The following is a 14,116-nucleotide window of genomic DNA, read 5'->3' as shown; positions in this document are numbered from 1 at the left end:
CATTTTCTTTGCTGTATTGGCCAAGTGAACTTGGCGCGCCCGGCAGGATTCGAACCTACGACCCCCTGGTTCGTAGCCAGGTACTCTATCCAGCTGAGCTACGGGCGCTCCGGCAAAGAGGCAAAATTATATCAGAAAAATCTTGCCGTTTTTACTGCGGTTTACTTTTCAAACTTGGCGCGCCCGGCAGGATTCGAACCTACGACCCCCTGGTTCGTAGCCAGGTACTCTATCCAGCTGAGCTACGGGCGCATTTGCGTTTAAAAGCAAGCCTTGAATAATAGCGTTATTTCTCAGACTGCGCAAGCGACACAGTAGGATTCATACCTCACCGATACAGCCGCCGTCCTGAACAAACGACAGGCCGTCAGGAGACGGGCGCAACAACATCTGCGTAGAAAGCGCCGGGAATCCATTGAAGACCATCGTCAACGCCAGCAGGCCGCCGCCATCATCCGCACGCCGCTCCGATGCGATGAACTGGCTCATCCTCCAGCGATACGACAAATCCCTGGACAGTCGGTCTCGCACCTCGCCAGGCAGCACGATCGCGGGGTCCTTGTTCTTCTCGCTATCCATTCCCAGCGCACGCAAAGCCCGCGCCCTCAGCTCCGAGGCAGCAGGCAGCCGCCCCTGCCTGTCCAAATCGATGACACAACTGAATTCCCCTGCCGTTTTCAACACCCCCGCCGCCAGACTCACATCATCCAAGGGCACCACCTGAAATCTAATGCGGACAACCTTGGCCTTCTCCGGAATGATCCGCCCATCTTGCGCCACCGGATCATCGACACGCACGAAGATCAGCAACGGCTGATCGATTCCAGCCAGCCGCACTATCGAGGGAGGCACACTCAAGAATCCATCCCTCAACGCCGCAGGCAAGGCAATCTCCTCCGGCGGCAGCTGCGGCGCCTGCCCTGCATTCGGCATCTTCCATAGCTTGAGGACAGGAGCGGCGAACGGCTGCCGCCCACCCTCGACACGCTCCAGATCGCCCTTGCTCCAAGACACCCCCAACAGCGCCGTTCCCGTGGCAGCGCCCATTCGCACCAAAGAAAGCGGTTCGTCTGCCTCCTGCACCTCCAATCCGAATCGTTGCGTCTCGCCATGCTTCCGGTCGCCCAGCGCCTGACGCACAACCACCAGCCTGGATTTGTAGTCTTTGCCTGAGCTCTCGGCCACCACGGATTCACCCGCCACCGTCCCTAACGCGGCGCCGCGAGCCAGCACCCAGGCATGGGTTGCATTTCCCGCAGTATCTTGCTCAAGCAGAAGATCGTGTTGCAAAAATCGGTACTTGTTCCTGATCAACCTGGAGCCATTCAGGGAATAGTCGTCCATCACGCATCTGAACTTGCCGTCGGCGCCCTTGACCCGGGAAGTACCCGCCCTGCATTCAACGCCGCCTGAGGCGACCGCCTCCTGCTCGACCGGGCTCAAGTTCAAGCTGGACAGGTCTTTCTGCACAATCTTCACAGTGCGCCCATCATCCCCGCTGGCCGAGGAGGAAGTCCCCAGCGTGCCTCTATGTGTCAACGACAGCAGCACAGGCCTGCCGTCCACCGAGGCCAGCTTGCGGATAGACGCATCAGCGTTACTCACGCACAGGCTACCAATACGCTGAGGACACGGTGAAAGCGCCAAGCTGAGATCGCCTGCCACGGTGACGCCCCGGGTTTGAAAGCGCACTACGGTCAAGTCAGTATTGCCGAAGGATTCACGCGCAAGCGCCACGAATGGATCCGCCGGCGCCCCGGGCACCCAGAGAACGGGCGGCGTCGCGATCAAGCGCTGCGGAAACAACACAGGCGTGGCTTGGACCCTGGCGAGGCCCGCTTTTCCCGGCGCCGGCTTCATCAACATCGCCATCTCCACCGTATTGCGCTGAAAGTAGAAGGTACGTATGCCGATATCGCCTTTATCGTTCTGCACATCCATCGCCGGGACCGCGCGCGCGACCACATAGTCGTCCGCGCCAGCCGGCATGGGGTCATACTCGAAATAGGTGGAACGATCGGCAGCCAAATAGGATCCGCCGCCGCCAAGCGTGACGCCAAGCAGCACCTTTTTCGCCTCGGTCTCGCAGGCGTCGTAGACAGCCTGCGCGTTCTGAACGTCATCTTGCCTCGCGCGCTGCGAGCCCCCGCCGGCTGCGCCAATGGACGGCGGCCGATTGATCTGCCGGCACAACCTGAACGCAGACTGCTGCAGCATCGTGTCGCAATCAGACTGCGTGTAGCGGTAGGTTGCATACCCGTGCCGGTAGCACATGTCATGCATGACGCAGGCTTGGCGAAAGCGCAGACTGACGTCCGATTCATCGCGCCCGGACTCGAAGGCCAGTCGCGCCAGCAATGGGGGAATGGAGCAATTGAGCCCCTGCCCTCGTCCGCCCAGGATCGCCTGGGTCGCCGCAGACGGCAGATAAGTCGTGAACGTTGGAGGAGCCTCAATCTCTTCTGGTTGCGACAGGCTGGGATAGATCGTGTTGGCGGCGCCGCCCACGATCCCGCTGCAACCGGCCGCCAGCAGAATAGCCACCGCTGCGCAGGCTGCCGCCAGCAAAGCCATTGGCCTCCAACGCAGCAACCGTTCATGCCGCCGTGCGGCGCCATCCTTGGACTGTATATGCAGCACGTCGCTCTCCCCGAACGCCACCACACATCCCGGCCTTGCCGCCGGAAGGACTATTTTTCTTGCGCCAGGCGGCGCTCCAGATAGATCAGCATGCGCACGGAATTCCACAGCACATCCCGGTACTGGAAGGCGAACAAGGCATCCAGCCGCTCCCTGCTCTTGCATCCAGGCGCGGTCTCATCCGCCACGAACTCGCAGCCATTTTCGGGATAGCTGCCCCACCCCTTGTCCGCCTCGGACCGGTTCGATGATGGATAGATCCAGTATCTTTCCCAGCCATCCCCGCCTTCGATGCCACCAAGCTGGCCTATGCGTTGCAGCGTCGATTGAGCGGTGGCATCCAGCAGCGCCTTCGGGAAGCCTGGATCCACCGCAACCATAAGGCGCAATTCCTGGCAGCCCGCAGGCGACCAGGACGGTTTGGTCAACGCGTTTGGTTGGTATGCGTCGAACGGGTCGCCTCCACCCAATAGCGGCAGCTTCGCATGGTAGACGGGAACCACATGAGCCGGCACGCTCATGTCCTGGATGTAGTGCAGCACCCGCCCCGCCCGCTCGTAGATTTGTTCGCTGTCTCGCGTCTTGGCGGCAAGCAGGGTTTCAAGCTCAGCATTGCGCTTGGCGAAAATAGCATCCAGACTGCGGTTGGCGAACCAGCTGTCGCGCAGTTTTCCGTCCCGGTTGTAGAAGTGCCAATTGGCTATGCGCTGACCTAGCGTGAGGATGCTGGCGTCCTCATTCCTGGTCCCTTCGGCAAACGCTTCGGCCAGTTCACCCGAAAGGGATACTCCCTCACATTGACGGTACAGCTCCACCGCGCGCAATGTGTACTCGGGGTGTCTTTCGGCATCAAAGGCATGGACCGGAGCAGCGATGGCCGCGCCGGCTGCCAGCACGAACGAGAGTTTGATCCGTAGAGTGTGATGCATCCCCCGCCCCTCCAGGTAGATTCACGCAGTCCGGCTTGGTCGCTTGCGTGGCCAATTTTCCTGTAATCCGAGGGAAAAAGCGATACACCGCGCCCGCCCGGCGCGGATGAGCGAATGCGGATCAGCAAGTGCCGCCAGTTGTTTCCATTCTTGCCAGCAGCGCCCTCGCCTGCTCCACGACATCGCCGTCATTGGGCCTGAATTCCAAGCGCAGCGCCTGCGGCAGTTGCGTAAAGTGCGCATGGCAGCTGCGCGCATAGGCCGGATCGTAGTGCCGGTCTATGAGTTCCTGCGCCAGCTCGGCGCGCGCGCCGCTGTCGACCAAGGCCAGCCAGCCGTTCACGCGCTCGCGGCTGTGCAGGCCGATCATGCGCTGAAGCTGCGCCTTGAACGTTGCAGGGTCGTCGAACAGATGGGCGTAGTCCTGCTGCAGAAAGGCCGCGCGATCCTCGCGGCTGGAACGGACCTCGATGCAGGGGCTCGCATGCACCGCCTTCAATAGCGCGGCAGGCAGCGCGACCGCGCCGATCTTGCGGCTCTCCGCTTCGACGAACACCGGCCGCGACGCATCGAACGCCCGCAAGCTCTGAGCAAGTCGCGTGTCGAAACCCTTTTGCGAGGGCTGCGCAACACCGGCCCAGGCGCCCAGCAGCGACCCGCGATGCGCGGCCAGGCGCTCCAGGTCCAGCGTCTGCGCGCCGGCCTCTCCCAATGCATTCAACAAGCGCGTCTTGCCGCTGCCAGTGGGCCCGGCCAGCACGATGTAGCGCAAGCCCGCGGGCAGGCTTTCCAGCGCGTCCAGCGTGGCCTGCCGATAGGTCTTGTAGCCGCCGTCCAGCTGCCGCGCGCGCCACCCGATCATGTTGAACATCGTCGTCATGGAGCCGGAACGCGTGCCCCCGCGCCAGCAATAGATCAACGGGCGCCAACCCTGGCGCCGATCGGCAAAGGTCGTATCCAGATGCGCGGCAATATTGCGCGCCACCAGCGCCGCACCGACGCGCGAGGCCTCGAAGGGCGAGACCTGCTTGTACAGCGTGCCCACCACCACGCGCTCTTCATTGCTCAGCACCGGCGCGTTGATCGCGCCGGGAATATGGTCATCGGCGAATTCGAGCGGCGTGCGCACATCGATGACTTCATCGAAATCGTTCAGCCGGTCTAGCGTGGCAAGCAGGTGTTTCAAGGGATCTGCGCCTGGAAGGGAATCAGCGATTTTCTCATGCGGCGCAGACCCGCCGCGAGCCCATGAAAAAACCCGCAATCACTTGCGCGATTGCGGGTTTTTTATCTCCGGTGCTGACCGAAGCCAGATCGGAGAGAATCTGGCGGAGATGGTGGGATTCGAACCCACGATGCAGTTTTTAGCCACATACTCCCTTAGCAGGGGAGCCCCTTCAGCCTCTCGGGCACATCTCCGAAGAGAACGAGATTCTAGCACGACTTTTTTCACTCTTGCCCGCTATCGGGCACTCATTGCAAAAAAAATCGTGCCGGAGTCTTGAATCAGGCCTTTTCGGCAGGCGCCTGGTCCAGGCCGAAGGCCTTGTGCAGCGCGCGCACGCCCAATTCCATGTACTTGTCGTCGATGATCACCGAGGTCTTGATCTCGCTGGTGCTGATCATCTGGATGTTGATGCCTTCTTGCGAAAGCGTCTGGAACATCAGGCTGGCCACGCCCACGTGCGAGCGCATGCCGATGCCGACGATGGAGACCTTGGCGACCTTCTCGTCGGTGGACAGTTCACGCGCGCCCACGGCGGGGATGACTTCGCGCTTGAGCAGATCAACGGCGCGGGCGAATTCGTTGCGGTTGACCGTGAACGAGAAGTCGGTCGTGCCAGCCACGGACTGGTTCTGCACGATCATGTCGACGTCGATGTTGGCGGCGGCGACCGGGCCCAGGATGGAGAAGGCGATGCCGGGCTTGTCCGGAACGGCCAGCAAGGTGATTTTGGCTTCGTCGCGGCTGAAGGCGATGCCGGAGACAACGGCGGCTTCCATTTTTTCGTCTTCCTCAAAAGTAATCAGCGTGCCCGAGACCATTTCTTCTGCGAGCGGGATAAGCGGGTCGGTCAGCGAGGACAGGACCCGGACCGGCACACGGTATTTGCCGGCGAATTCAACCGAACGGATTTGCAGGACCTTGGAGCCCAGCGATGCCATTTCCAGCATTTCCTCGAAGGAAACGACGGCCATGCGGCGCGCTTCGGGCACCACGCGCGGATCGGTCGTGTAGACGCCGTCCACGTCGGTGTAGATCAGGCATTCGTCGGCCTTGATGGCGGCCGCCACGGCCACGGCCGAGGTGTCGGAACCGCCGCGGCCCAGCGTGGTGATGTGGCCTTCCGGGTCAACGCCCTGGAAGCCCGTGACGATGACCACGCGGCCGGCGTCCAGATCGGCGCGGATGCGCTCGTCGTCGATCGACGAGATGCGCGCCTTGGTGAACGACGAATCGGTGCGCACGGGCACTTGCCAACCGGCATAGCTGCGCGCCGGCACGCCTTCGGCCTGCAGCGCGATGGCCAGCAGGCCGCTGCTGGCCTGTTCGCCGGTGGCGGCGATCATGTCGAGCTCGCGGCTGTCGGGCTGCGGCGTAATCTCGCGCGCCAAGCCGAGCAGGCGATTGGTCTCGCCCGCCATCGCCGACGGAACAACGACAACCTGGTGGCCGGCAGCGTGCCACTTCGCGACGCGACGCGCCACGTTCTTGATGCGCTCGACCGAGCCCATCGAAGTACCGCCATATTTGTGAACGATCAAGGACATCTCGTACTCTGGCTGGGAACCCGCCGCAAAAGGTTGACGGGCAAAGCCGTATATTCTAGCGCGGCGGTAAAAATTTGCGCAGCTTGTGCAAAATTCTGTCCACAGCGCGATTATTTGGGGACATTGGCGGCGCTGATCCGCTTATTCCCGGGGTTCGACCCAGACCCTGCCCCGGTGGCAGCGGATGACGTGGCCGGCCTGTTCCACCCGCAACTGGCGGTCATGGCCCAGGCTGTGCAACCCGCGCAGCTGACGCAGCAGATCGCGCATCCTGGCGTCGGTCGGCATGCGGGCGCCATTCCGTTCCAGCCAATGGCGCAGCACGTGCGCCTGCCGCGCCTCGGACAGCCCGCGCCACGCCTGCAGCGAAAAGCTGGCGCCGTCATCAGAAGGATCGAGCGCGGCGAAATCCTCCCGCGCCACCTCGTCCAGAATCTCCGCCGCCTCGCCCATGTGGCGCGCGTGGCGCGCGACGATGGCGCGCCATCCGGGCCAGCGGGCATCGAGCGCCGGCGCCAGCAGTTCGCGCAGGGCAGCCCGGGTGTAGTGCGGATCGGTATTGGTGGGGTCCTGCACCGGACTCCAGCCGCTGGCTTGCGCCACCTCGTCCGCCGCATGCAGGATCGCTTCGCGGCCGATTTCCAGCCAGGGTCGCAGGTAGACCAGCCCATCGCGCCGGGACAGCGGCGCCATGGCTGCCATGCCGACCAGCCCGGTGCCGCGCAGCAGACGCAGCAGGACGGTTTCGGCCTGGTCGTTGCGATGATGGGCCAACAGGATATGCGTCACGCCCTGCCCTCGCGCCAATTGCGCCAGTGCGGCGTAGCGGGCGTCGCGCGCGGCCGCCTCGATGCCCTTGCCCGCGGCCTGCGCCACCTCTACGCGCGCCACCGACAGCGGCAGCGCGAGCATGTCCGCCAGCGTGCGCGCATGCTGCGTCCATGCGTCGGCGGCGTCCTGCAAGCCGTGGTGCACATGGAACAACGCCAGATCCATGCCGAGTTCTCGCGCCACAGGGGCCGTGTGCACGGCCAGCATGGCCGAATCGGCTCCGCCGCTCAATGCCACGGCGATGCGCGCCGGACGCTCGGGCAAGGCCAGCAAGGCGCGGCGCAAGGCCGCGGCAAGCTCGGCCGACACGGGAAGGGAATGAACTACGCCCGCCGAGGCCCGATGCGGAGGATCGGACGCTGGGCGGGCGTTCATGGCGGGATGGCGCGTGGCGCTAGGCCGCGGCGCCGGCGGGGATGCCGGCGCGCTGCCTGCTTCAGGCGCGCACTTCCTGGTAGGCGCCGTAGGACAGCAGGCGCTGGACGCGCTGCTCCACGAGCTGCTCGGGCGTCATGCCCTGGAGCTGGCGCAGGGCATCGCCCAGCGCGCGGCGCAACAGGCGGGCCATGACGCGCGGGTCGCGATGGGCGCCGCCCACCGGTTCGTTGACCACGCGGTCCACCAGGCCCAGGTCCTTCAGGCGCGGCGCGATGATGGCCAGGGCCTCGGCGGCTTCGGGCGCCTTGTCGGCGCTGCGCCACAGGATCGAGGCGCAGCCTTCCGGAGAAATCACGGCGTAGGTCGCGTACTGCAGCATCAGCACGGCATTGCCCACGGCGATGGCCAGGGCGCCGCCCGAGCCGCCTTCGCCGATGATGGTGCAGATCACGGGGACCTTGAGCTCGGCCATGGCATAGAGGTTGTGGCCGATGGCTTCGGACTGGCCGCGCTCTTCGGCGCCGATGCCGGGATAGGCGCCCGGGGTGTCCACGAACGTGAACACGGGGATGCCGAATTTCTCGGCCAGGCGCATCAGCCGCAGGGCCTTGCGATAGCCTTCCGGACGCGGCATGCCGAAATTGCGCGCGGCGCGTTCCTTGGTGTCGCGTCCCTTCTGGTGGCCGATGACCATGCAGGGCGTGCCGTTGAAGCGCGCCAGGCCGCCCACGATGGACTGGTCGTCGGCGTACATGCGGTCGCCGTGCAGCTCATGGAAGTCGGTGAACATTTCGCGCACGTAGTCCAGCGTGTAGGGACGCTGGGGATGGCGGGCGACCAGGGCCGTCTGCCAGGGCGTGAGCTTGGCGTAGATTTCCTTGGCCAAGGTCTGGCTCTTCTGCTGCAGACGTCCGATCTCGTCGGAGATGTCTACGGCCGAATCGGCCTGCACGTAGCGCAGCTGCTCGATCTTGTTTTCAAGCTCGGCGAGCGGTTGTTCGAATTCCAGAAATGTATTGCGCATGTAGTGTGGTTCCGTAGATGGGCTGCCTGGCTTGCGTCAGTATTGGACCGGAGTCGGATCCAGACTGCGCCACAGATACCAGGTCGCCACGGTACGCCAGGGTTGCCACGCCAACGAGACTTCGCGAGCCTCGAAGCGAGAGACAGGCTCGCCGCTGAAATAGTGTAGCGAGATTGCCTTGAGCAACCCAGGATCATCCAGCGGCAGGACATCAGGCCGCTGCAGATTGAAAATCAAAAACATCTCCGCCGTCCAGCGGCCTATGCCGCGGATGGCGGTCAATTCGGAAATGACGGCTTCGTCGTCCATTGCCGCCCATTTCTCGGGATGGACCCGGCGTTCGCCGAAATGCACGGCCAGGTCCAGCACGTACTCGGCCTTGCGCTGCGACAGCCCCGCCGCGCGCAGGCCCTCCAGGCCGACGCGCAGCACGGCGACGGGCGTCGGGCGCTTGCCCACGGCCTCGATGAACTGGGTCCAGACGGTGTCGGCCGCCTTGCTGGACACCTGCTGCCCGATGATCGCCCGCGCCAGCGTCACGAAAGGCGTGCCGCGCGAAGTCAGCCAGACTTCGGGATGCTGGGGAATGATCTTTTTCAGGATGCGGTCGCGCCGCATCAGGTGGGCTACGGCGGCTTCCCAGTACTCGGGCTTGGGAATCTCGAGGTCGACGGTGGACATGGCGGGCGGGTCCTGCGGGTTCAAGCGCGACGCCATTGCGTCACGCCGCCCGGCTTGTCGTCGAGTTCAATACCGGCTTCGCGCAGTTCCGCACGGATGCGGTCGGCTTCGGCGAAGTTGCGGGCGGCCTTGGCGGCCGCGCGCGCGTCGATCAGGGACTGGATGGCCTCGGCGTCCAGCGCACGGCGCTCGCCCTGCTCCATGGCGGCCGCCGAATAGCGCGTGGGCGACTGGAAATAGGCCGCGGGATCCTGCTGCAGCAGGCCCAGCAGGGACGCCAGCGCCTTCAACTGGCCGGCGCTGCGCGCGCTCTTGTTGCGGTTGGCGTCGGAGGCCAGTTCGAACAAGGCCGCGACCGCGCCCGAGCTGTTGAAGTCGTCGTCCATGGCCGCCTTGAAGGCCTGGGCCTGCGGCTCGTTCCAGTCGATGCCCTGCGTGTCGGCGGGCACATTCTGAAGCGCCTGGTACAGGCGGTCGAGCGCGTTCTGCGCGTCGATCAGGTTGTCCGGCGTGTAGTTCTGCGAGCTGCGGTAATGGTTGCGCACGATGAAGAAACGCACCATCTCCGCTTCGCGCGGGTTGACGCGATAGACGGCCTGATCGGCCGCCGGTTCTTCCTGGGCGATGGTCTGGCGGATGGTGCGGAAATTGCCCAGGGACTTGGACATCTTGTCCGAGTCGACCATGAGCGGGCCGCAGTGCATCCAGATGTTGGCCAGCGCGCCACCGAAAGCGCCCTCGGTCTGGGCGATCTCGTTTTCATGGTGCGGAAATTTCAGGTCCGGACCGCCGCCGTGAATGTCCAGCGGCAGGCCCAGCAGCGACTTGCTCATGGCCGAGCACTCGATGTGCCAGCCCGGACGGCCCATGCCATACGGCGATTCCCACTTGGTGTCGGCAGGCTCGTCGGCCTTGGCGGACTTCCACAGCACGAAATCCAGCGGATCGCGCTTGGCCGAACCCACGGCCACGCGCTCGCCGGCGCGCAGGTCATCCAGCGTCTTGCCGGACAGCTTGCCGTAGCCGGGAAAGCCGCGCACGGCGTAGTTCACGTCGCCGTCGTCGGCCTGGTAGGCCAGGCCGTTCTGCTCGAGCTTGCCGATGATGTCCAGCATCTCGCCGACGTACTCGGTCGCGCGCGGTTCGCGGTCCGGCGTCTGGACGCCCAGCGCACGCTCGTCGGCGTGCATGGCGTCGATGTAGAAGTCGGTGACTTCGCCGATGCGGCGGCCGGTCTCGACGGCGCGGCGGATGATCTTGTCGTCGATGTCGGTGATATTGCGCACATAATCGACCGCCAGTCCGCTGGCGCGCAGCCAGCGCTGCACGACGTCGAACGACACCAGCATGCGGGCGTGGCCCAGATGGCAGAAGTCATAGACGGTCATGCCACACACGTACATGCGCACCTGACCAGCCTGGGCCGGCTTGAACGGTTCTTTGGTACGCGACAACGTGTTGTAGATTTGCAGCATGGCGCTTATAGGCTTTATCTAAGTTTTCCGTGGCGGTTGCGGAAAGTTGCTGCCGAAGGAAAATACCTTCGGCGCGTGCCGCCGGGTCGGATTCCAATCCCGCCGATTTCGATCCCGATCTCGGCCTCGGGCCATAATCCCACTGGCGCCGACCGCCCCGAACCCGCATCCCGAGCCCGCATTCCATCAACGATATCCCGGGGCTTCGTCCCCGATGTCGAGCCAAAACTCAACCGGGGCTAAAATGGCGGTCGTCAAGTATAGCAAGCGGCCCGGTCGCGCGCGTAAGCGTCGGCCTGCCAAGACTTTTAACGGATGCCCAAGTGACTATCAAGCCGCGCTTTCGCGTCGCCCTGCTCGCCCTGGCCCTTGCGGGCGCGCCGGTTGGAGCCTCTCTGGCCCAGTCGATGGCCGGCGGCGGGGGAACCAACCCCAACGCCAGCCGCACCACCCTGGACCCCATCCCGCCCGAGGGTGGCTGGGACAGTCTGGCCAAGCTGCTGGAAGCCGCCAAGCCCAGCGTCGACACCCGCCTGACGCCCTCGGCCTCGCAGATCACGACTTACATCGAGCGCCTGCTGAACCACGGCGACAACGAAGAAGCGCTTGCCATGATCGAAAAGCGCCAGGAACAGATCAAGGACCAGCGCGGCACCGACGTGCAACTGATGTTCCAGCACGCCCGCGCGCTGGCGGCCCTGAACCGCACCAACGAAGCCATCGACGTCTACACCGAGATGACCAACCGCTTTCCGGAGCTGCCGGAACCTTGGAACAACCTGGGGGCTCTATATGCAGGGCGCGGCGAACTCGACCGCGCACAGGACGCCCTGTCGATGGCCCTGCGCGCCGATCCCAACTATGCCGCCGCCCGCGCCAATATGGGCGATCTGCAGCTTCTGCAGGCCTTGAACACCTACAAGAAGGCCGCCCGCGATGGCGTGCCCGGCATGCAGGAAAAGGTCCGCGAAGTCGAAACCATGCTGAAGGATAAACACGGCAAATGATGTCCCGCTACTCCCCCCTACACCTGCTGCGCCTGACGGCGTGCTCGTTCGCGCTGGCTGCATTCGCCCCAGCGCTCGTCAGCGCCGCCCCCGCGGCCAATTCCTCCACCTCCACCTCTGAAGGCACAAAAGCCATGAGCACCAACCCCCGCGTCAAGCTCCAAACGAACCAAGGCGACATGGTCATCACCCTGGATGCCGCCAAGGCGCCCAAGACCGTCGAAAACTTCCTGACCTACGTCAAGGAAGGTTTCTACAACGGCACGGTGTTCCATCGCGTGATCGATGGCTTCATGATCCAGGGCGGCGGCTTTGAGCCCGGCATGAAGCAGAAGCAGACCCATGCCCCCATCGAAAACGAGGCCAACAACGGCCTGAAGAACGACAAGTACACCCTGGCCATGGCCCGCACCAGCGATCCGCACTCGGCCACGGCGCAGTTCTTCATCAACGTGTCCAACAACGACTTCCTGAACTTCACCGCGCCCACGCCCAACGGCTGGGGCTATGCCGTGTTCGGCACCGTGACCGAAGGCACGGACGTGGTCGACAAGATCAAGGGCGTGAAGACCGGCAACAAGGGCTTCCACCAGAACGTCCCGAACGAAGACGTGATCATCGAGAAGGCCGAAGTTCTTGAATAAGATCGCGCTGTCCGGCCCCATCTGGCTGGCATCCGACCTGCACCTGGGACCGGCCACGCCGGCCACCTCGGAGGCCTTTCTGGCCTTCCTGGAGGCCGCGCGGGAGGAAGCCGGCGCCCTGCTGCTGCCGGGCGACATCTTCGACGCCTGGATCGGCGACGACGTGATCCGCGCCGCGCCGCCGTGGCTCGCCACGGCGCTGACGGCGCTGCGCGACACCGCCAGCCGGATTCCGGTCTGGCTGGGCCGCGGCAACCGCGACTTCCTCATCGGGGAAGAACTGGCCCAGGCCCTGGGCGCCAAGCTGCTGCCCGAACCGGCGCTGCTGGAAACGGATTACGGGCAAATCCTGCTGACCCATGGCGACGAGTTCTGTACGGACGATGCCGCCTACCAGCAGTTCCGCAAGATGGTCCGCGATCCGCGCTGGCAGGCCGAATTCCTGGCCAAGACGATCCCCGAACGCCTGGCGATGGCGCAGCAGGCCCGCGGCGAAAGCCAGGCCGCCAACCAGATGAAGTCCATGGAGATCATGGACGTCAACGCCGCCGCCATTGAATCCGTCTTCCGCGAGACGGGCGTACGCGTGCTGGTGCATGGCCATACCCATCGCCCCGCCCGCCACGTGCTGGAAGTGGACGGCAAGAAGCGCGAGCGCTGGGTCCTGCCCGACTGGGACTGCGACCACGTGTCGCCCGCCCGCGGCGGCTGGCTGGTCATCGACCAGGACGGCCTGCAGTTCTACGACCTGGAAACGGAAGCGTAGCCCTCGGGCGCACCGTGACGGCAAACAGCAAGGGCCGCGCAAGCGGCCCTTGTCATTGCTGCTGCCGGCGAACCGCCGGCCACGCCATCAGCGCGTGAAGATCCAGGCCGCGACGACGCCGCCGAAGATGATCCGGTACCAGGCGAATACGCGGTAGGTATGGTTGGCGACAAAGCGCAGCACCGCGCGCACCACCACCATCGCGCTCAGGAACGCGGCGATGAAGCCCACCGCGATGCCCGACAGGTCGTGCTGGGTGAGCACGCCGAAGTTCTTGTACATGTCGTACACGGCCGCCCCCAGCATCGTGGGCATGGCCAGGAAGAACGAGAACTCGGTGGCCGTCTTGCGCTGGATGCCGGCGATCATGCCACCGATGATGGTGGCACCCGAGCGCGAGGTGCCCGGGATCATGGCCAGGCATTGCGCCACGCCCACGCCGAGGGCCTGCTTCCAGGTGATCTGCTCCAGCGTGCGGGCCGTGGCGCGCTCATCCGAGGCGGTATCGTCGGCCGCGCCCGGCATGTCGCCCGGCGTATGGTGCGTCTTGCGCTCCACGTACAGCATGATCAGGCCGCCCAGCACCAGGGTCACGACCACCACGGCCGGGTGATAGAAGATGCTCTTGATGGACTTGATGAAGATGGCGCCGACGACGGCGGCCGGCAGGAAGGCGATGATCAGGTTGCGGGTGAAAGCGACCTCGGTGGGCACCCCGGTCAGCGTGCCGCGGATCAGCGTCAGCAGGCGCGCGCGGAACACCCACATCACCGCCAGGATGGAGCCCAGCTGGATCACCACCTCGAATACCTTGCCCTGGCTGGATTCGAAATTGATCCAGTCGCCCACCAGGATAAGGTGGCCGGTGCTGGACACGGGAATGAATTCCGTCAGGCCCTCGATGATGCCCAGGACGAAAGCTTTGATCAGATATAGGGTGTTTTCGGTCACGATGGCAGGTCGGTCCAG

12 protein-coding genes and 3 tRNA genes are annotated in these 14,116 nt (G+C 64.4%); 3 read left to right on the top strand and 12 right to left on the bottom strand.

Annotated features, from left to right (window positions below):
* Positions 1-31: 31 nt before the first annotated feature.
* From IB259_RS29685 to cysS, 11 genes are all read right to left on the bottom strand, one after another.
* Positions 32-108, bottom strand: a tRNA-Arg gene (locus IB259_RS29685).
* A 67-nt stretch (positions 109-175) separates the two neighbouring features.
* Positions 176-252, bottom strand: a tRNA-Arg gene (locus IB259_RS29680).
* Positions 253-321: 69 nt separating this feature from the next.
* Positions 322-2,640, bottom strand: a complete 2,319-nt coding sequence (locus IB259_RS29675; RefSeq protein ID WP_192330923.1) for a hypothetical protein — start codon at positions 2,638-2,640, stop codon at positions 322-324.
* A gap of 50 nt (positions 2,641-2,690) precedes the next feature.
* The gene (locus IB259_RS29670) at positions 2,691-3,569 is read right to left on the bottom strand and encodes a hypothetical protein (RefSeq protein WP_225596978.1); all 879 of its coding nucleotides are present in this window, start codon (positions 3,567-3,569) and stop codon (positions 2,691-2,693) included.
* 121 nt (positions 3,570-3,690) lie between these two features.
* Positions 3,691-4,755 carry a tRNA 2-selenouridine(34) synthase MnmH gene (mnmH, locus tag IB259_RS29665; protein WP_192330921.1) on the bottom strand — a complete coding sequence of 355 codons (1,065 nt, stop codon included), beginning with the start codon at positions 4,753-4,755 and terminating at the stop codon, positions 3,691-3,693.
* Between the two features lie 140 nt (positions 4,756-4,895).
* A tRNA-Ser gene (locus IB259_RS29660) sits at positions 4,896-4,988 on the bottom strand.
* A gap of 87 nt (positions 4,989-5,075) precedes the next feature.
* A complete protein-coding gene (locus tag IB259_RS29655) occupies positions 5,076-6,341 on the bottom strand; it encodes an aspartate kinase (RefSeq protein WP_054453165.1) in 1,266 nt (421 codons plus the stop codon).
* Positions 6,342-6,482: 141 nt separating this feature from the next.
* A complete protein-coding gene (gene tilS / locus IB259_RS29650; protein ID WP_370528723.1) occupies positions 6,483-7,457 on the bottom strand; it encodes a tRNA lysidine(34) synthetase TilS in 975 nt (324 codons plus the stop codon).
* A 151-nt stretch (positions 7,458-7,608) separates the two neighbouring features.
* Positions 7,609-8,574, bottom strand: a complete 966-nt coding sequence (locus tag IB259_RS29645; RefSeq protein WP_042794478.1) for an acetyl-CoA carboxylase carboxyltransferase subunit alpha — start codon at positions 8,572-8,574, stop codon at positions 7,609-7,611.
* 36 nt (positions 8,575-8,610) lie between these two features.
* Positions 8,611-9,255, bottom strand: coding sequence for a DNA-3-methyladenine glycosylase (locus tag IB259_RS29640; protein ID WP_054453697.1), 645 nt, complete (start codon positions 9,253-9,255; stop codon positions 8,611-8,613).
* A gap of 20 nt (positions 9,256-9,275) precedes the next feature.
* On the bottom strand, positions 9,276-10,730 hold the full coding sequence (cysS, locus tag IB259_RS29635) for a cysteine--tRNA ligase (RefSeq protein ID WP_192330919.1): 1,455 nt from the start codon (positions 10,728-10,730) through the stop codon (positions 9,276-9,278).
* Positions 10,731-11,053: 323 nt separating this feature from the next.
* On the opposite strand from cysS, the gene IB259_RS29630 reads away from it, so the two are divergent.
* The 3 genes from IB259_RS29630 (at position 11,054) to IB259_RS29620 (ending at position 13,147) form a co-directional block, all read left to right on the top strand.
* Positions 11,054-11,737 carry a tetratricopeptide repeat protein gene (locus tag IB259_RS29630; protein ID WP_054453172.1) on the top strand — a complete coding sequence of 228 codons (684 nt, stop codon included), beginning with the start codon at positions 11,054-11,056 and terminating at the stop codon, positions 11,735-11,737.
* 134 nt (positions 11,738-11,871) lie between these two features.
* The gene (locus IB259_RS29625) at positions 11,872-12,381 is read left to right on the top strand and encodes a peptidylprolyl isomerase (RefSeq protein ID WP_042794482.1); all 510 of its coding nucleotides are present in this window, start codon (positions 11,872-11,874) and stop codon (positions 12,379-12,381) included.
* On the top strand, positions 12,374-13,147 hold the full coding sequence (locus IB259_RS29620; protein WP_088141681.1) for a UDP-2,3-diacylglucosamine diphosphatase: 774 nt from the start codon (positions 12,374-12,376) through the stop codon (positions 13,145-13,147). The genes IB259_RS29625 and IB259_RS29620 overlap by 8 nt, the downstream gene beginning before the upstream one ends.
* Before the next feature lie 87 nt (positions 13,148-13,234).
* On the opposite strand, the gene IB259_RS29615 is transcribed toward IB259_RS29620, so the two are convergent.
* Positions 13,235-14,098: an undecaprenyl-diphosphate phosphatase gene (locus IB259_RS29615; protein WP_119450059.1), complete on the bottom strand. Its 864-nt coding sequence runs from the start codon at positions 14,096-14,098 to the stop codon at positions 13,235-13,237.
* Between the last annotated feature and the right edge of the window lie 18 nt (positions 14,099-14,116).

Origin of the sequence: Achromobacter sp. ACM04, from assembly GCF_014851465.1 — a bacterium.
Taxonomy (GTDB): domain Bacteria; phylum Pseudomonadota; class Gammaproteobacteria; order Burkholderiales; family Burkholderiaceae_B; genus Achromobacter; species Achromobacter aegrifaciens.
This window is presented reverse-complemented; position numbering and strand designations above follow the sequence as displayed.